The sequence below is a fragment of the Pseudomonas caspiana genome (assembly GCF_002158995.1).
GTDB classification, from domain to species: domain Bacteria; phylum Pseudomonadota; class Gammaproteobacteria; order Pseudomonadales; family Pseudomonadaceae; genus Aquipseudomonas; species Aquipseudomonas caspiana.
In genome coordinates, this window is record NZ_LOHF01000004.1 from 134,064 (window position 1) to 152,272 (window position 18,209).

The 18,209-nt window shown below is 58.7% G+C and carries 12 protein-coding genes (1 of these 12 only partly in view); 4 read left to right on the forward strand and 8 right to left on the reverse strand.

Translation table 11 applies throughout. The annotated features are described in order from the left end of the window. Together AUC60_RS28045 and AUC60_RS07240 are read left to right on the forward strand one after the other, a co-directional pair. A protein-coding gene (locus AUC60_RS28045; protein WP_405624279.1) for a non-ribosomal peptide synthase/polyketide synthase crosses the window boundary here: on the forward strand, positions 1-952 show its end. It extends 16,796 nt beyond the left edge of the window; 952 of the gene's 17,748 nt are visible here — the last part of the coding sequence; its start codon lies off the left edge, out of view; the stop codon is at positions 950-952. 177 nt (positions 953-1,129) lie between these two features. After that, positions 1,130-2,089: an alpha/beta hydrolase gene (locus tag AUC60_RS07240; RefSeq protein ID WP_087265410.1), complete on the forward strand. Its 960-nt coding sequence runs from the start codon at positions 1,130-1,132 to the stop codon at positions 2,087-2,089. Between the two features lie 88 nt (positions 2,090-2,177). Here the strand turns inward: AUC60_RS07240 and AUC60_RS07245 are convergent, their stop codons facing one another. The 5 genes from AUC60_RS07245 to pvdM all read right to left on the reverse strand — a co-directional run bounded on the left by AUC60_RS07245 (position 2,178) and on the right by pvdM (position 10,322). Next, a complete protein-coding gene (locus AUC60_RS07245; RefSeq protein ID WP_087265411.1) occupies positions 2,178-4,664 on the reverse strand; it encodes a TonB-dependent siderophore receptor in 2,487 nt (828 codons plus the stop codon). Positions 4,665-4,787: 123 nt separating this feature from the next. Further along, positions 4,788-6,443, reverse strand: coding sequence for a cyclic peptide export ABC transporter (locus tag AUC60_RS07250; RefSeq protein WP_087265412.1), 1,656 nt, complete (start codon positions 6,441-6,443; stop codon positions 4,788-4,790). Positions 6,444-6,745: 302 nt separating this feature from the next. Next, a complete protein-coding gene (gene pvdO / locus AUC60_RS07255) occupies positions 6,746-7,624 on the reverse strand; it encodes a dihydropyoverdine dehydrogenase (protein WP_087265413.1) in 879 nt (292 codons plus the stop codon). A gap of 32 nt (positions 7,625-7,656) precedes the next feature. Next, positions 7,657-8,946, reverse strand: a complete 1,290-nt coding sequence (gene pvdN / locus AUC60_RS07260; RefSeq protein WP_087265414.1) for a pyoverdine-tailoring periplasmic protein PvdN — start codon at positions 8,944-8,946, stop codon at positions 7,657-7,659. 8 nt (positions 8,947-8,954) lie between these two features. Beyond that, positions 8,955-10,322 carry a pyoverdine-tailoring dipeptidase-like protein PvdM gene (pvdM, locus tag AUC60_RS07265; protein ID WP_087265415.1) on the reverse strand — a complete coding sequence of 456 codons (1,368 nt, stop codon included), beginning with the start codon at positions 10,320-10,322 and terminating at the stop codon, positions 8,955-8,957. 280 nt (positions 10,323-10,602) lie between these two features. Here pvdM and pvdP point away from each other — a divergent pair, with 280 nt between their 5' ends. Beyond that, entirely contained in the window at positions 10,603-12,225 is a 1,623-nt protein-coding gene (gene pvdP, locus AUC60_RS07270) for a pyoverdine maturation tyrosinase PvdP (RefSeq protein ID WP_087265416.1), read from the forward strand. Between the two features lie 211 nt (positions 12,226-12,436). Here the strand turns inward: pvdP and AUC60_RS07275 are convergent, their stop codons facing one another. The 3 genes from AUC60_RS07275 to AUC60_RS07285 are packed head-to-tail and all read right to left on the reverse strand — an operon-like array spanning position 12,437 to position 16,982. Then, a complete protein-coding gene (locus AUC60_RS07275) occupies positions 12,437-13,840 on the reverse strand; it encodes an efflux transporter outer membrane subunit (protein WP_087265417.1) in 1,404 nt (467 codons plus the stop codon). Between the two features lie 7 nt (positions 13,841-13,847). After that, positions 13,848-15,815 (reverse strand): MacB family efflux pump subunit, encoded by a 1,968-nt coding sequence (locus AUC60_RS07280; RefSeq protein WP_087265418.1) that lies wholly within the window; start codon positions 15,813-15,815, stop codon positions 13,848-13,850. Further along, entirely contained in the window at positions 15,816-16,982 is a 1,167-nt protein-coding gene (locus AUC60_RS07285; RefSeq protein WP_087265419.1) for an efflux RND transporter periplasmic adaptor subunit, read from the reverse strand. It lies immediately after the preceding gene. Between the two features lie 317 nt (positions 16,983-17,299). Between AUC60_RS07285 and AUC60_RS07290 the strand changes: the two genes are divergently transcribed. After that, positions 17,300-17,782: a sigma-70 family RNA polymerase sigma factor gene (locus AUC60_RS07290; RefSeq protein WP_087265618.1), complete on the forward strand. Its 483-nt coding sequence runs from the start codon at positions 17,300-17,302 to the stop codon at positions 17,780-17,782. Positions 17,783-18,209 lie beyond the last annotated feature (427 nt).

The window sequence follows — 18,209 nt, forward strand, 5'->3', positions numbered from 1 at the left end:
CGACTCCCTGCGCACGCTCAAAGTGTTAAGCAAAGTCAGGGCATTGCAGTTGCCGGATTTCGAGCTGAAATTGCGTGACATGATGAGCAGGCCGACCATTGCCGAATTGTCCGGGTATCAGGCTCAAACCGAGCTGGACCCCGTCCTGCTATTGAATGCTGCATCGGCAAGTGTTCCCGCGTTGTTCTGTATTCATGCGGGTTACGGCACGGTGTTCGACTATGACGCATTGGCGCGGCGTCTTGATGGCAAGTGTCGAGTGTATGGCGTGCAGTGCCGCATGCTGCTCGACCGCGACTGGCAGGATACTTCGCTGCAGTCCATGGCCATCGATTACGCCCAGTACATTCGCCAGAAACAGGCGCACGGTCCTTACAAACTGGCCGGCTGGTCATTGGGCGGGGCGTTGGCAGTGCTTGTGGCTCAGGAGCTTGAAAGTCAAGGGCAAGCGGTACACTTTGTGGGCTTGATCGACAGCTTCATCCCGAGTGCTGAACGCGAGCCTTTGATTGACTCGCAGCACGAGTGGTCGGGCTTCCTGACGTCCGTACTGGGTCAGGCACCTGCGCAAGTCTTGCCGTTACCGAGCGATCTGCACCGGGAGCAGTTGGCAGCGATCATTCAGCAAGCTCGCGGCGATTGTGCCAGCCGCGACACGGCCAGCGCTTATGCGGCGTTCGATGCAGATGATTTGGCGCAAACCTTCCTGGTTGGCATGCACCTGGCTGAGCTGTCGGGGCAGGCAGAAGCTCTGCCGCCAGTGAGTGCCACCGTTCACTGCTGGTGGGCGCAGGGAACTGACATGCAAATGCGCGATGCTTTCGAGCAGACATTGATCGACAAGGGGCATAGCACGTCAGTCGCTGCTGACCATAACGGGATCGTGAGCCATGGGGATTTTCTCCAGACCTTTCTGACGACCTTGGAATCGGTGCCACAGATGGAGACTTAACACGCTCGCACCGGCTTTATTCCATTTCGGTGGGACCGGGTTTAGCCGGGAAGAGGGCGGTACAGTCACTGAAGACCAGTCGTCAGTGACAAAGTCTTCCCGGCTAAAGCCGGTCCCACTGGAAAGCCCCGCCAGCAGGGCTTTGTCGAGACTTCATTTTTATTCAAAGGATTTTTCATGCCAGTACATCCTGATCTAGCAGCCTTTCTGGAAATGGCGGAGTTTGGTCGCTTGAGTGGCAGCAGCAAGCCGCTGCATGAGCTGACGCCGGTTGAGGCACGCGAGACGTTTGAACTCACCTCTGAGTTGTTCCAGACGTCCTTGCCTGAAGGTGTTCAGGCGCAGGCGCTTCAACTGCCCGCACGCCAGGGCAGTACCCTGTCTGCCCGGCTTTACCGCAAGCCCTGCAATGAACCTGACGGTCAACCGGTTTTGCTGTTCTTTCACGGCGGGGGCTATGTGGTGGGCAGCTTGCAAACCCATGATTCAGTCTGTGCACAACTGGCCGCCGCATCCGGTTGGGCTGTGCTTGCGGCTGATTATCGACTGGCGCCGGAGCATATTTTTCCCGCCGCCTTCGAAGACGCTGAAGATGCCGTGAATGCGATTCCGGCGCTGGCCAGGGACTTCGCTCTGAATGCCGCTCGCGTCGTGTTTGCGGGCGACAGTGTAGGCGCCAGTCTTGCTGCCTCGCTAGCGATTCAGGCGGTACGTCAAGACAGCCCGTTGACGGTTAAGCCTGTCGCACAGCTGCTGTTTTATCCGGTGGCTGACATGAGTCGCGAGCAGCAATCGCATCGCACGTATGCCGAAGGGTATTTGCTGGAAAGCCTGACTTTGCAGTGGTTCTATCGTCAGTACTGCCCCGACCCGGCGAGCCGTCTGGATTGGCGTGCTTCTCCCTTGTTGGCGCGGGACATTGCAGGCGTCGCCCCGGCGTATGTAAGCCTGGCAGAGTTCGATCCGCTTTATGACGAAGGTGTGTTGTTTGCCGAGCATCTCAAGGAACACGGCGTACCGGTGCATCTGGAGACAGAGCCTGGACTGACCCATGACTTCTTGCGCATGACGGAGATGGTCGCGACGGTGCCGCAGATTTATCGCAGAGTGGGGCAGTGGTTGCAGTTGCAGGGGTGATTGACCGTTCGGCAATCAACAAAAGCTGAAGCATTAAAAAACCTGGCGCGGTTACCCGGCCAGGTTTTTTTATGAGGGGCAGTTTTGCTTAGAAACGATACTTGGTCGTGACCATCACGTTGCGCGGGTCACCGTAGTAACCGCCAAGAAAGGTTTCATCCAGAGAGCTGAGGTATTTTTTGTCAAACAGGTTGTTGACGTTCACCAGCGTTGAAAGGTTGTCAGTGAACTCGTAACGCGCCATCAGGTTGAATACCGCGAAATCATCCTGTTTGGCCTTGACCGTGGTAGTGCCGCCCAACCCAAAAGGGGTCGCGCTGAAGTGCATACCGCTTTGCCAGTTTACGCCGCCCCCAATGGTCAGGTGATCCAGTTCACCCGGCATGCGATAGGTAGTCCAGAACTTCGCCAGTTCAGCAGGGGCAACGGTATTTATCCGGTCGCCGTCTGCATTCTTGGTGACGGCGTGGGTGTAACTTGCAGCGACTTTCCAGCCGGGCAGAATCTCACCATTGATCTCCGCATCGAAACCACGAGTCTTGGCGCCCTGAACCGGTACATATGCTCGCTCTCTGATCGTACCAGCCACAATCTGGCCAGGATCGAGTTCGGCCAGGTTGTCCTGCTTGGTCAGGAACACGTCGAAACTGGTAGTAACCTTGCCATCGAGAAATTCGCTTTTCAGGCCGAGTTCATAGGCGTCGCCAGTGCGCGGCTCCAGAGGTTTGCCACTCCGGTCACGCGAGCTTTGAGGGCGGAAGATACTGGTGTAGCTGGCATAGACCGAGTGCTGATCGGTCAGGTCATAGACGATACCGGCGTACGGCGTGACTTCTCCAGTTTCCTGATACTTGGTGTTTGTGCTTCGGGAAGAGTTCGCTGGATCCCGGTAATGGACATAGCTGTCATATTTGTAGTCGCTTGTGCGCGCGCCCAGAATAATTGACAGATCATCAGTGGGTCTGAGACGCACTGCCGCATAGCTACCCAACTGGCGAATTACGGTGTCGTTGTCAAACAGGATCTGGCCGTTTCCTTGAGGTTCGGCTGTGTAATTGTCCCAAGTGTAATAATTGATGAACCGGCCTTCTACTGACTCACCGGCGTTCGGATCGTTGTGGTCCTCGTACTTGGTGTAGGTCATACCTACAACCAGCTCGTGGTCGCGTCCGAACAACTGGAATGGGCCTTTGGCGTTAACGTCTATGCCCGTCTGTTTTTGCCAGCCAGTCGAGGAGCCACCATAGAGCTGCACACCTTCGCCCGTGGTTTCATTCAAGAAACCCCAGCTTGCGGATGCGAGTTTGGAGTCGCGTTTGCTGTACATCTGATTAACAGAAGCCTTCAACGACCAGTCGTTGGCTAATTGTTGTTCGAGCGAATAAAACACATTGAGTGTGTCTTGCTGACGGCTACTCCAGCGTGATGCCGGGTTGGTCGAGCGGGAAAAGTCAGTTTGGGTGCCTTGGCTGGTGAACAGCGGGAAACTGGCAAATGAAACTCCACGCGGGTCCTGTTTCTGATAGTCGTACCCGGCGGTCAGCAGGAGGCTGTCGGTGAGGTCGGCTTCGATGACTCCGTAGTAGACCTCTTTTTCGGTCTGGTAGTGATCGACGAAGCTGTTGCCCTGCTGGTATGCATTGACCATGCGTCCGCGAATGTTACCGGTTGGCGTCAGCGGGCCTGAGACGTCCATCTCCGTCCGGTATTGCTCCCAGGAACCCAGGCCAGCGCTAACGTAGCCTTGGAATTTGTCGGTAGGCCGCTTGCGCACCAGGTTGATCGTACCCGACGGGTCACCGGCTCCTGTCAGCAGGCCGGTAGCGCCGCGCAGCACTTCTATGCGGTCGTAGATCGCCATATCTGAAAGGCTTTGCGGCGTCGCACTGGTGGACACTACCAGCGTAGTGGGCACGCCATCGTACTGGTAGCTGTCGATGCCGTAACCGCGAGAGAAGATGTTTACCCGCTCCGAGTCCAGAGGTTGCAGGGAAATCCCCGGGGTCTGCTCCAGCACTTTGGCCAGGCTATTCAGGTTCTGGTCATCCAGTCGCTGACGAGTGATGACGCTGACGGTCTGCGGCGTTTCGCGCAATGATAGATTCAGACGTGTTGCTGTGTTGGTTGCACCTGTGGTGTAAGACCCGGTCCCCTCGGTAGTCGCTCCCAGCCCCTTGCCGTCGATGTTGGTTGCCCCCAACTCCACCGACCCTGCACTGCCACGACCGGATACGGTCAGGGTATCGCCCTGCAGGCTGTACGCCAGGCCTGTGCCTTTAAGCAGAACGCCGATGGCCTCCCTGGGCTCATAGCGACCGCGCAGTGCTGTGCTGTTCAGGCTTTGCGTGTCGTCCGGGCTATAGAGCAGTTGCACGTTGGCTTGTTGACCAAAGGTCTGCAATGCGGAAGCCAGTGGCTGCGCAGGAATGTTGAAATCGATTTCCTGGGCACTGACCTGAGCCGACAGCGGAGCGATCATGGCCACGCCCATAGCCGCGCCCAACACGCGAGGCTGGAACAGGCGGCGCAGAGTGATGGCCCGGGTGAGGGGCGAGAGGCTGTGTAGTGCTGGCATCGTGGGCTCTTGCTCTTGAAGTTGTGTTGTAAACGGGAATTATTTGTATTGGCGACTATGAGACGTTGTACCCGAAAAAAACCGGAAAAGATTTTCCGGTTTTTTTGCGCGATCAGTAAAAGCTCATGCCACCACTGATTCTGTCTCTGTGACCACGCTGCCTGCGCGCATGCGTACGATCTGGTCGGCGACATCGAAATACCGGTCGTCGTGGGAGATGACGATGATGGTTTTGCCCAGACGTTTGAGGTCCGGCAGCAGTTCGGTATAGAAAATGCGCCGGAACGTCGGGTCCTGATCAGCGGCCCACTCGTCGAACACTAGCACCGGGCGCTCTTCCAGCCATGCGCTGACCAGTGCCAGACGTTTGCGCTGGCCGGTGGACAAGTCGGTGGTGGTGAACGCGCCATCGCGCACGCTGACTTTATGATCGATCTCAAGGCGTTTGAGGTAGCGGGTCGCATCTTCAGGAATCTGCGTGTCGCCCTGAATCACGTCATCAAACAGGTAATAGTCGGCAAAAATAGTGGTGAACAGTTGTCGGTAGTCGTCGCGGGTCTGTGCGTTCACTGCTTGCCCGTTGAGGGATATTTCCCCGGTCTGCGGTGCATACAGGCCCAGCAACAGCTTGATCAGTGTGGTCTTGCCGCAACCGTTTTCGCCGACAATAAAAGTGATATCGCCTTCTTTGATGCGCAGATTGACCGGGCCGAGCTGGAAAGGCTGGTTGCCTTCCACTGGAGGGAAACTGTAGCTGACGTTGTTGAGTTCCAGGCTGTGCACCGCAGTGGTGGTGCTGCCTTGATCGCTTAGCAGCAGGTGCGGCTCGGGTGAAGAAAACTGTCGGGACAGTTCAGCGATGCGGCGAAACGCAATTTGTGCGCGGCTGATGATCGGCAGGGTGCCGATCAGGTGTTCCAGCGGGCCTTTCATGTACAGCAGCACCAGCACAAAACCGCTCATGACCGCTTTGTCGCCGCTTGGCCAGACCGATTGCAGGGCCAGTGCCAGACCGATCACCACGAAGAACAGCATCGAGCCGAAGGACTTGGCAATGACGAAGGTGTTGATCGAGCGAATTTGCGTGTCGCGGATGTTCCCGGCCGTTTCCTGTATGCCATGGGTGAACATGCGATGGCGGCGCGGGCGATGGATGCGTAATTCCTTGGCGCCTTCGGCAATTGCGTTGTAGTGCCGTTGCAGTTCATCTTCACCGGCACGTGCCGTTTCAAAACCGGCAATGCCTTTGCCCCGTGCGATGAATTGCACCACGGTGCCGATCACAATCGCCACCAGCATGATCAGGAACATCGGCCAGGACAGCATCGCCAGATAACCCAGGCAACCGAGGGTTACCGAGAACGAAATAGCCAGTGGCGCAAAGGCGAAGGCGAAATCGCTGATGGTGTCGACGTCATGGGTCAATACCGGGATCAGGCGATGGCTACGATAGCGCTCGATCTGGTCGATGGGCGCCGAGAGCACTTTCTCGCCCAGTTCTTTACGCAGCGTGGCGATGATGTGTTGCCCGACATAGTTGGTGCCCATGTCGGAGCAAATCGAGCTGAACAAAGCCAGCAAGCAAAGCCCGGCAAAGCCCAGCACCACGCCTTGAGTCAAACCGGCATCAGAATGCAGGGCGTTGTTGATGGTCGCCAGCAAGGCCGTCACCGACAGGCCGCCGACAATACCCAGTGCGGTGGAGAGCGTTACCAGTGGCCAGAAGGGTTTGAGCAGGCCGAGCAATTCGCGCAAGGCGCTGCGAGGTTGGCTGGACATTGAAGTCTCCGCATCGAATGGGTAAAGGAGGGGGCGACAAGCGTTCGCGGCTTGTCGCCAACTACCCATAGAACGAGCAGATGGCCCGGCAATTTAGCCCGACGTCCTCTCGACTGAAGCGGGTCTTGCTGAATGAACATGGAACCTGTGGGAGCTGAGCTTGCTCGCGATAACGCTGGACGCGGTTCACTTTAGTTCGCGTCCACTCTTATCGCGAGCAAGCTCAGCTCCCACAGGGGATCGCATTCCAGTTCAAGTTTGATGTGTAATTTGCAGCGCGACTTGCAGGCCAGTACTCACTTTCAGAACTCCTCGACAACATGAAACCCGAGGAAATCACCCCTCACATCCGGATGCCGGTCGTTGCGATTGCCGGAGCGGGAAAAGATCGGTGCTTCGCCCCAATCATTACCGCGCATTTGTCGGGTGATGCAGCCGGGTTCGTCCCACACACTGCCGTCGGTCGGTGCGCCGTTGTAGTCGCCGTGCCAACAGTCTGCGGTCCATTCGTAGATGTTGCCGTGCATGTCGTATACCCCGAAAGCATTCGGCGGATAACTGCCTACCGGCGCGGTGTAGGTATAGCCGTCCTTGGGGCCGTAAGTGTTTGCGTTGCGACTGATCTGATAGTCGCCGCCCGGGTCCATCTCGAACGGGAAAGGCCCGGTACTGCCTGCGCGTGCGGCGTACTCGCGTTCTGCTTCGGAAATCATGCGGTAATGCTTGCCGGTTTTTTTCGATAACCAGGCGGCATAATCCTGCACATCGAACCAGCTGACGCACACCGCTGGCTGCCGAGGCCCCTGTTTGTACCGGGGTTTGCTGGCCACGCATTCACGGCCCGGTCGAGTATCTCCGTCGGCAATTTTCACCCCGGTTTCACGAACGTACGCATCGAGTTCGCCCGCCGTGATGTGAAAGCGGCTGATGGCGAAAGGTTTGGCGAAAGTCACCGTGTGCTGCGGGCCTTCGTCACCCTGGCGGCCGACTTCATCCTCCGGTGTGCCCATGACGAAACTGCCTGCAGGCAGCACGACCATTTCCGGGCAGACCTTTTCACAGCCTCGGTAGACGGTGCCCGGAGCCGGAATTGTCGGCGCGGCAGGGGCAGCCTGGATGGCTGTGGCCAGTCCGCACAGCAGCAGGGTGGCGGGCAAATGACGAAGAGTGGTTCGAAGCATGTGAGGTTCTCGCTTGTGTGCAGAGGGCGGTGTCATAGCTGTCTGGTCAGTACGTTCATGGCCCGGTCGACTTCCTGTTCGGTGTTGAGCAAGCCGGGCGCCATGCGCACCACCGGTCCGACGTCGCGATTCACGGCGTCGACGATGATGCGATTGGCGGTCAGCGCGGCAGCGACCTTGTCGACGTCCCGACCCTTGACCCTGAAGAAGGTAAAACCGGCCGAATAGTCCGGGCTCAATGGCGTCACCAGCTCGATTGCGCGGTGTTCCGTCAGCCGTTGCTTGAGGTAGCTGTTGAGTTCATGAATACGCGACTGCACCGCCGCTTTGCCCAGTTGCAGATGCAGTTCGAACGCCTTGCCCAGCGCCCAGCGATGCTCGAAGGCGTGGTAGCCACCGGGGGTCATGATGGTGGCGAAGTCCTGCTCTTCAGAGAACGTGGCGATGGTCGGGATCAGGTTGTCCATGCTCGTTGACGCGGCGCAGATGATCCCGGTACCGCGTGGGCCGAACATCCATTTATGAGTGCCCGCGATGAAGTAGTCGCAGGCCAGATCGCTGAACTGGATGTCTTCGACACCGAAACCATGCACGCCGTCGACCACATAAATGATTTTGTCTGGCTCGTCACGCTGGCTGTTGATTTCCTGCACCAGCTTGCCGATTTCGCCAACGGGCAGTTTCACGCCGCTGCCGGACTGCACCCAGGTCATGCCCAGCACCCGGGTTTTCGGCTGAATGCTTTTCGACAACACACCCAAAACCTCATCGGTGGAAACCGTGTGCGGGTCCTTGAACAGGCGTACTGCGCGCACCTGAGTGCCTTCGCGTTCGCTGCGAAAACGCAGGCTGCGCCGGGTGGAGTAATGTTCGTGCTCGCTGACCAGAATCTCCTTGTCCGCGGCCACCCGCAGCCCGCCGTAGATCATGCCCAGCCCTTCGGTGGTGCTGCCGGTCAGGGCGATTTGACGCGGTTGGACCTGAAGATAACGAGCTGCCCATTCGCGCACTTCGGCTTCGCGCTTCCATTCGATCTGACTCTCCCAATCGACCCACTTGGCCGGGTTGCGATTGATCTCGGCGCGGTAGTAATCAATCGCCTCCTGAACCGGCTTGGGGTGTGAAGTCACCAGGAAGTTGGAGAAGTGCGCGTAGTCCGGATCCAGGTTGAACAGTTGGCGAAAGCTGCCCCATTTATCGGAAGCAGCGGCTGGATCGGCTTTGGGCACGGCGGCATCAGCCGCCGCTACCAGCGATCCCGCCAGCGGCAGACTGGCAGCCAGCACACCGGCGTGTTTCAGGAAGGTACGGCGATCAGACATGACAGCACTCAATGCGGATTCGACGAGGAAGTGGCGGCCACCGGGCGCGCAGCGTCCTGGGTCTGTTGCCAGACGCGCAGGAAATTGCCGCCCCACAGCTTGGCGATGTCGGCCTCCGAATAACCGCGTTGCAGCAGTTCTGCGGTGACATTGCGAATTTCGCTGACGTCCTTCCAGCCCTTCACACCACCGCCGTCATTGAAGTCCGAACTGATGCCGACGTGATCGACGCCGATCTTGCGCACGGTGTAATCGATGGCATCCGCGAACTCTTTGAGGCCCGCTTTCGGTTCTTCTTCGAGGATGGCGTACAGCGCGCTGGCGTACTCACCGAAACGCTGTTCTGGCCAGGCGGCGATGATCGGATCGCCCGGCATCAGCGCCACATTCAGGTTGGGCAGCGGCGGCAGGTCGAAACGGGCGCGCAGGGTGTTGAGTTTGTCCTGAGTCGGCTGGCTGAGAGGACGCAGGTAGGCCGGGAAAGCGACAATTTGCACCACGCCGCCACTTTTCTTGATCAATTGCAGTTCGTGGTCGCTGAGGTTACGCGTGATGTCGACCATGGCTCTAGGGGCCGAGTGCGAGGCCACCATGGGCGTACGACTGAGTTGCGCGACTTGCTCAAGGGCTTTGGTGGACATCTGTGATACGTCGATGATCACGCCCAGCTCATTCAGGCGCTTGACCGCCTGACGTCCTAGCTCCGAAAGCCCTCCAAGGGCGTCGGGTGAGTCATTGAAAAATGGCAATGGCCTGGATGAGTCAGCCCAGTCATTGTTTCCGACGTAGCTGAAGCCGAACATGCGCATGCCGCGTGCCGTCCACAGGTCCAGTTGATTCAGATCGTGGCCCAGCGGGTACGCGTTGAGCATGCTGATGAAGATCGCAAACTTGCCTTCGCCGTGCAGGCGCCGGAAATCATCAGGGGTGTAGGCGATGGCGACCTGATTGGGGAAGTCCCGGACGATACCGGTAATGATCTTGTAGCGGATTTCCTGCTGCTTGCGCGCCTCGTCGACAAAGCCTGGAGTAGGGTGGTGCGGCGCGTTGGGGCCGTTCCACATTTCCGGCCAGCCAAACACCGTCAGCGCCGCGCCAGACAATCGGCCGCGTGCAGCCTTGGCCAGGTCGAATTGTCGTCTGCCGTCTTTGTCTGCTTCATTGCCTTGCGTGCCGAAGTCCATCGGCACGGTGATGTGACTGTCGAAAGACAGAATACGGTCTTGCAGTTCAGTGGCCTGTTTCATGATCGCCCGCGGATAGTGAACACCGTCGTCGATGAAATACTTCCAGCCTGCGAACCCAGCGCCAGCAAGCACCGCCAGGCTCAAGGGCAGGGCGATGAACCAGGTCTTCTTCGAGCGTTTGATCGTCATTGCCGTCCCAGCATGGTTGGAGATTGGCCATTTGCTGTTCGGATAACGAGTCGGTTATCTCTAAATTTAGGTGCGGGTTTTATGCAATGGCTTGGAATGCTATGCCTGTGGGAGCTGAGCTTGCTCGCGATAAGAACGACGCGATCCAAGATGAGCGCGTCCAGCCTTATCGCGAGCAAGCTCAGCTCCCACAGGGAATGCGATCTCCCGCTTAAATTTCCCGCATGACACCTCGTTACTAGCTGGACAAGCCCGCTTCAGGGCTGGCACAGGTAGGGCGATGACGATTTCTCGGCGCGGTTTCATGGCGGGGCTGGCATTGACCGGGGCAGCGGTCCCGGCGGTTTATTACGCTCATCGTGAGTGGAAGAAGCCGGAGTTCCCCGTGACCCCCGGCGAGGCGACGGTGGACCTGCCGGAGACGGCCGGGCGGCAACTGGCGGACAAGCTGCGGGGTGTCTGGCAGATTCGATTCGTGGAGGGTGACAGCGCAATCGACGGCTTGCCTCGCGAGGGGCTGGAGCTGTTTCTCGATGTCGCCCAGCGCGGTCGCGGTCTGCGCGGTTATCTGGACACCGCGCAAAACCTGCGCAATAACAGCATCGAGCCACGCTATCAGGTGATCGGCGAACTGGTGCAAGCCGACGGCGGAAAACTCAGCTGGCGGATGACACGTTCGGACTCCGTTTCGGGCGATCCCGAATATGAGTGTCTGGTGGTGCTGGATGAAGTCTGGGCCGGGTTCGGCAATGCTGGCCGGGCGACGCTCAACGTAAAATTGCTGCGCCTGGATCAACCGCTGGCGCTGCCTGCCACGAACAAAGGTTTTGTCGCCCTCAAGCAACTGTTTCCTGAGGCCCGCGAGCGCATTGCGCTGCATCCAGACCTGTTGGCCAGCATGGTCAGTGCGGAGCACCGTCTGTTCCACCAGTTGTGGCACGCCTCGCGAGACAAGTGGCACAAGCTGTCCGAAGACAAACGTAATGCGTTACGCGGCCTCGGCTGGCAACCCGGCCCGCGTGAGCAGGAGCGTGACGCCCGTGGTGAGAAAAAAGATCGCAACGGTTCTGGCATCGATTTTTTCTTCATGCACCGGCACATGCTGGGCGAGGCGCGCAAATTTCAGGACCTGCCATCGTGGCGGCGCTTTCCTCTGACTCAGCCGGATGTTGAGCGTGACCGAGCCGGGTTCGCCGCATATTTCGATAATCATGACGGCTCGTCCGTCCCGCCGACCTGGCTGGCGGGCGATGATGCTGAATACACCCAGTGGGTCAGCGATATCAAGAATGCCGAGGCTTATCACAGCAACTTCGAGGTATGGGAATCCCGCTACCGTGATCCTCGTTATTTGTCGCAACTGACCCTCGGGCAGTTTGGTTCCGAGATGGAGTTGGGGCTGCATGACTGGTTACACATGCGCTGGGCGACGGTGCCGCGCGATCCATCGAATGGCGGGCCAGTGCCAATGGGCAGGAATCAGGCGGATTTTGCGTCGCGCTGGTTCGAGCCGGAAAATGACTTTCTGGGCGATCCGTTTTCTTCTCATGTCAATCCGGTGTTCTGGCGTTTCCATGGCTGGATCGATGACCGCATCGAAGACTGGTTCCGGGCACACGAGCGCTTTCATCCGGGGGTAGTGCAGCGGATGCAGGTCAAAGGCGTGCATTGGTTCGCGCCGGGTCGCTACGTCGAAGTGGCTGATCCATGGCTGGGCCCAAGCACCCATGGCTGCAGCACCACGCCGGGTCTGATACCGGGCAAAACCGTGGAAATGGACCCGGAAGTGATGAAGCTCGCTTTGCGCATCACCTTTGGTGAAGACAAGTCCATCAGCGATCTGCTGCGCCGAGTGCCGCAACGGCCTTGGTATGCGCGGCATCTGAAGTTGGGAGGAGGTTGACTGCGACGGTTCCTGGCACCGGTGTTTTGCGTAGGACTGGCTTTAGCAGGGAGGGCAGTCTCTCTGGCGATGTAAAGCCAGTTACGGGGTCTATGTGGGAGCTGGGCTTGCCCGCGATAGGGCTAGACGCGATCTAAAGTGAACCGCGTCCAGTCCTATCGCGAGCAAGCTCAGCTCCCACATGCATTCCAATTCAGAATCGGCAGTGTATCTATTGCAACGCGTCCGTTTTCCACCCACCCCCCAAGGCTTTATAAAGCGCCACACTCGCTTGCAGGCGCGACAAGCGTAACTGGACGTTGAGGTTCTGCGCTTCATAAAGCGTGCGTTGGGTTTGCAGCACGGTGAGCAGGTCTTCGGCGCCTGCTCGATAGCGGGTTTCGGCGATGTCAAAAGCGCGCTGGGCCTGATGAAGTTCTTCGTGCTGCCAGCGGTGCTGCTGGTCTAGGCCGTCGATGCTGTTCAGGGCTTTTTCTACGTCAGCGAAAGCGTTGATGATCGCGCCGCGATAGTTCTCCAGTAACTCCTGCTGTTTGGCGACGCTCTTGTCGCGCTCGGCCCTCAACCTCCCGTTGTTGAAGATCGGTGCCACGAGTCCGCTGGTGAGGTTATAGAACGGATTCTGCAGCATGTCATGAGCCTTGTCGGCACCCGAGCCGAGTGTCGCGGTCAGGGTGACTTTGGGCAGCATCGCTGCCCGAGCCACCTGAACATCCGCTTGCGCCGCCGACAATCGCGCTTCAGCTGCAGCGATGTCGGGCCGTCTGCCGAGCAGTTCACTCGGCACGCCAGCACCAATGTCCGGACTGGTCAAACGTTCGAATTCGGCGTCCAGTGCGCGCAGGTTCTGGACCGGTTGCCCGAGCAGAGTCGCCAGACTGATCAGTGCTTCCTGAGCCTGTTGTTTGAGCAAGGGCAGTTGGCGTTGTTGAGTCGCCACCAGGCTTTTCTGCTGGGCGAGCTCAAGAGCCGTAGCCGATCCCGATTGGTAGCGCGTCTGCACCAGTTGCATAACCCGCTCGACATTGGCCAGATTAAGTTCGGCGATGCTCGCTTGAGCGCGTAAGGCCAGCGCTTGCAGATAAGTATTGGCGACACCGCTGAGCAACGTCAGCTCCACGGTCGAGCGGTCGAATTCACTGGCCCGCAAGCTGTTCTCGGCACTGTTCACGGCAGCCTGCTTGCCGCCCCAGAAGTCCACCTCGTAACTGGCGACCAGCGAGGTGTCGAAGTACTCCGCATTGCGGTCGTATTTATCCACATCCAGTTGCCGGTAGCCCTCACCGCTGATCAGGCTTTGCCGGTTATTGGTGAGGTTGCCGTTGAATTCCGGCAACAGTGGCGCTCCGGCGATGACTGCTGAGGCCTGAGCCTGACGCACTCTGGCCATGGCGGCAGCCAGGTCGTAGCTGCCTGCGCGTGCCTGAGTGATCAGCGTGTCCAGTTCCGGGCTGCTGAAGTGCTGCCACCAGAGTCGGTTGTCTGCCTGATCCGCGATGTGCGCGGCTTGCTGCCAGGCAGCAGGAGCTGCAATACCGCTGTCTGGAGGTGTCGGGTTTTGGCTGCATGCCGCCAGGGCAAGGCACATGGTCAGCAGACTCAAGGCGGGTTTCATTGATCGCTCATTCACTGGTAAGGGCCGTCACCGGGTCGAGACGCGCAGCCTTGCGCGCAGGCATGAAGCCGAACAGCACTCCGGTCACCAGGGCGCAGCCGAAAGCGCCGATCACGGCCGATACGGAAAATGCCACCGCGACCTTGCTCAGCAGCAATGCGCCACCGAGCAGCAGGGCCAGGGCAATACCGGTCAGCCCGCCCACCACTGAAAGCATCACGGCTTCGGTGAGGAACTGACGCAATATGTCCCGCTGACGAGCACCGGTGGCCATGCGAATGCCAATTTCCCGGGTGCGTTCGCGAACGGTCATGAGCATGATGTTCATCACGCCGATACCGCCCACCAGCAGCGAGATGGCTGCAATCGAGCCCAGCATCAGCGACAACGTGTTCTGGGTCCGGGCCTCTGCCTGGATCATCGCGGCGTTGTTAGTCAGTTCGTAATCGCGGGTGCCGTTGTGCAGCTTGAGCATCAGTTCATCGATCGCCTGCTCGGTTTCCTTGACCTTGCGGGCGTCCGCCGCAGCGATCACGACATATTCCGGATCGCGATTGCCAAACAGCCGGACGCTGGCAGAGGAGTAGGGGATCATGACCCGCATGTCGCTGTCCTGCTCGCCAGAACTGGCACCTTTGGCGGCGAGCACCCCGATCACCTGAAAGGGCACGTTTTCGATCAGGATGAAGCGGCCCAGTGGGTCCACCTCGCCAAAGAATTTCTCACGGACCTTTTCGCCAATCACAGCGACAGGGGCGGCACTCGTTTCATCGGCGTCGGTGAAGTAACTGCCCTGAACCACCGGCCAATTGAAAATGCCCGAAAACGAAGTATTACTGCCGCCGACGTATACCCGCTGGTCGACACTGCCAAAGCGTACGCTTGCCTTGCCGCCGTTGACCGGCATGACCCGTGTTACCTGAGGCAGGGTAGCAAGTGCGGCAACGTCAGCGAGGCTAATAATGCCAGGGGCTGCGCGGGGTGTGGCCGCAGTACCGTTGAGGTAAATGATGTTCGAGCCAAACGCGCCCATCTGCGCCATGACCTGTCGCTTGCTGCCTTCCCCTACGGCGAGCATGACCACCACCGATGCGACGCCGATAATGATGCCCAGCAGGGTCAGGGCCGTACGGAAACGGTTGATCCACATGACTCGCCATGCGGCCTGAATCGAGTCGATCAGCTCACCTTTCCAGGCACCACTCGGGCTACTGCCGTCGCTCAGCCGTTGACGCAGATCAATCGCCTGCAAAGCGCCATTGACCGGGCCTTGCTGAGCGGGTTCGGCGTTAGCGGTGTCGCTGATGATCAGGCCGTCGCGAATCTCGATCACGCGCTTGGCGCGGTCCGCCACTTCCCGGTCATGGGTGATCAATATGACCACATGACCCTGCTGCGCCAGTTCGTCCAGCAGCAGCATGACCTCTGCACCACTGTGGCTGTCGAGGGCGCCAGTCGGTTCGTCGGCGAGAATAATATGACCGCCATTCATCAAGGCGCGGGCGATGGACACCCGTTGCTGTTGACCGCCGGATAACTGATGAGGGCGGTTGCCGGTGCGACTGGCAAGGCCCAGACGCTCGAGCAGTGCGGCAGCACGGATGTGGCGTTCGGCAGCAGGAAGCCCGGCATAAATAGCCGGCATCTCGACGTTCTCCTGGGCGGAACTGGACGGAATCAGGTGATAACCCTGAAACACAAAGCCAAACGCTTCGCGCCTTAGCCACGCCAACTCGTCGCTGCTCAGCGATGCCACAGCCTGACCGGCGAATAGATAATTGCCTGATGTCGGACGATCAAGGCAGCCGAGAATATTCATCAGCGTCGACTTGCCTGAGCCGGAAGTACCGACAATGGCAACAAACTCGCCAGGGTGAATCGACAGGTTGATGCCGCGCAGTACATCCACTGTTGGCGTGTCCCCGCCGCCATAGGTTTTGCAGATATCTTGCAGGTCAATCAGCGGCGTTTGCATTCAGCCTCCCGTCCCTGCAGCGGGGCCGATCAGCAACCGATCACCTTCAGCGAGCCCATCCAGGACCTGTACTCGCAGCCGGTCACTGAGGCCGGTGCGTATCTCGCGACGCTGGATGTCGCCGTTGCGGGCGACAACCTGAACGGTCGGGCGTTGCTGGTTATCACGGTGCAGTGCCGCCACGGGAACAGTCAGGACATTTTCTGCACGCCCTGCGACGAAGAATACCTGCGTGGTCATTTCCGCCATGAGTGCATGGTCAGGGTTCTCGACGTCGAGCAGTACGGTGTAGAGCACCACCCGGCCGCCACCAGGATTGGCGCTCGCCGGGCTGCCGCCGCCCTGACTGATCTGATCGAGAGGTTTGGGCGGAATCGGCAATACCTGCCTCACCGTACTGTTCCAGCGTCGGGTGCCGCCGCTGAGGGTAGTGAACCATGCAGTCATGCCCGGTTTGACGTGGCCAATATCCGCTTCGGACACCTCGGCCCATACGGTCATCGGCGACAGCTTGGCAATGCGCAGGATCAGTGGCGTCTGCTGCTGGGCATTGAGGGTCTGGCCGACTCTCGCGTCCAGCGCTACAACGGTGCCGGACATCGGCGCATAAATCCGGGTGTAACCCAGCTCTGCTTCGTCGCTGCGTAAACTTGCCTGAGCCTGGGCGATCTGTGCCCTGAACATATCGATGCGCGCTTGAGTGGCGTGCAATTCGGCCTGGGCGGTTTGTACATCCTCCTCACGGGTCGCGCCGCCAGCGGCCAGACTTTGCTGGCGATGGAATTTCTGCCGCGCCAACTCATGTTGCGCACGCTGCTCTTGTAATTGAGCTTTGAGGTTGTCAATGGAGTAGCGCGCCGCGTCGAGTCTGGCCGTTTGGGTGGACGGGTCTATCTCCACCAGCAATTGGCCTTTCTGAACCTCGTCGCCGATCTCGACATGGATCGTACGAATTTGCCCGGAGGCCTGAGCGCCTACATCGACATAGCGCCTGGGTTGTAACGTGCCCAAGGCCGTAACGCTGCTTTCGATATCGCCACGGGTCACTTGCACGGTGGCCAGTTTATCCTGACCGTCGGGCAGTACTTGCCAGGCAGCCAGAGCAACCATGGGGATCAGACACAGCGCTATCAACACAGCGCGTCGGGTGCTTCGCAGACGTTTCATGCAGGGTTCCGGCCAATGGGATCGGCCCGTCGTTCCACACTGTGTTCAAAGTGGATGCTGCCGTAATAAGCGGCAGAAACGGGGAACTGCCCAATAGACGAGAAAACCGCTCAGGAAATTAAGCAGCACGGATCGCGGAGGCGGGGGCGGTTACACAATATTTGTACATTTATTACACACTTTGCTTTAAATCTAGATGAGAATTGTTATAGATTGCGCTCGCGTTCAAAGTGCCATTATTGCTCGTCCGTTTTTGGCAGGGGCGCAGCGGTGATCATGCTCATGGAGAGGTGCCGCCACCCGGCGGGCCAGAGGTGATATTGGAAAACTACTATCGTGAGCTCGTGTCCTTCCTAAACGCCCGGCTGGGTAATCGCCAGGCGGCGGAAGATATCGTCCACGATACCTACCTGCGAGTACTTGAGCGCTCCAGCACCACGCCGATCGAGCAGCCCCGGGCATTTCTGTATCGCACTGCGTTGAATCTGGTCATCGATGGTCATCGGCGCAATGTGTTGCGCCAGACCGAGTCGCTGGAGGTCCTCGAGAATGAAGAGTGCTACTTCAGCCCGTCGCCACAGGTGAGTATCGATACCGGTCAGCGGCTGGACATGGTGCAACGCGCGTTGGCCGAGTTGCCTGCGCTCTGTCGCGAGAGCTTTATGCTGCGCAAGCTTGAAGGTCTGTCGCACCCGGAGATAGCCGAGCGGTTGGGTATTTCCCATAGTCTGGTCGAGAAGCACATTGTTAATGCGATGAAGCATTGTCGGGTGCGGATGAGGCAATGGGAGGGGTTTTAATTCTTCATGGATTTTTGTACATATCCATTGTTGCGGTCACGGCTGATATTGGTTGCGCTTTTACAGCGCGTCACTTTTGATGGATCCGGAAGCCGGCCCAGACAAAAGTAACCAAAATGCTCTTGCCCCACCACTCGGCACCTCGCTGTCGCTCGGTGTACCCGCCCGCAGATCCTGAAGCGTTCGGCCAGCGTGGTTTAACGGGGCGCCTCAGATCAAAATCAAAAGCGCGGCGGCCTGATAGCCGACCTGATTGTGCGAACTTACCGGTCTTCTGTAGGAACAGCCGAAGGCTGCGAGGCGGTGTGTCACGTACACCGTGATCGGCGCCGTCGTAACCTCCGACAACTCCTACAGGTCCGGAGCCCTACCGCTCTTTCCGCTCTGCTTTTGATCTGCTTGTGATTTTGATCTGAGGCGCCCCGTT

Excerpts from the sequence above, each read along its gene's own strand:
- AUC60_RS07240 (WP_087265410.1), top strand. The coding sequence starts at position 1,130 with ATGCCAGTACATCCTGATCTAGCAGCCTTTCTGGAAATGGCGGAGTTT.
- AUC60_RS07245 (WP_087265411.1), bottom strand. The coding sequence starts at position 4,664 with ATGCCAGCACTACACAGCCTCTCGCCCCTCACCCGGGCCATCACTCTG.
- AUC60_RS07250 (WP_087265412.1), bottom strand. The coding sequence starts at position 6,443 with ATGTCCAGCCAACCTCGCAGCGCCTTGCGCGAATTGCTCGGCCTGCTC.
- pvdO (WP_087265413.1), bottom strand. The coding sequence starts at position 7,624 with ATGCTTCGAACCACTCTTCGTCATTTGCCCGCCACCCTGCTGCTGTGC.
- pvdN (WP_087265414.1), bottom strand. The coding sequence starts at position 8,946 with ATGTCTGATCGCCGTACCTTCCTGAAACACGCCGGTGTGCTGGCTGCC.
- pvdM (WP_087265415.1), bottom strand. The coding sequence starts at position 10,322 with ATGACGATCAAACGCTCGAAGAAGACCTGGTTCATCGCCCTGCCCTTG.
- pvdP (WP_087265416.1), top strand. The coding sequence starts at position 10,603 with ATGACGATTTCTCGGCGCGGTTTCATGGCGGGGCTGGCATTGACCGGG.
- AUC60_RS07275 (WP_087265417.1), bottom strand. The coding sequence starts at position 13,840 with ATGAAACCCGCCTTGAGTCTGCTGACCATGTGCCTTGCCCTGGCGGCA.
- AUC60_RS07280 (WP_087265418.1), bottom strand. The coding sequence starts at position 15,815 with ATGCAAACGCCGCTGATTGACCTGCAAGATATCTGCAAAACCTATGGC.
- AUC60_RS07285 (WP_087265419.1), bottom strand. The coding sequence starts at position 16,982 with ATGAAACGTCTGCGAAGCACCCGACGCGCTGTGTTGATAGCGCTGTGT.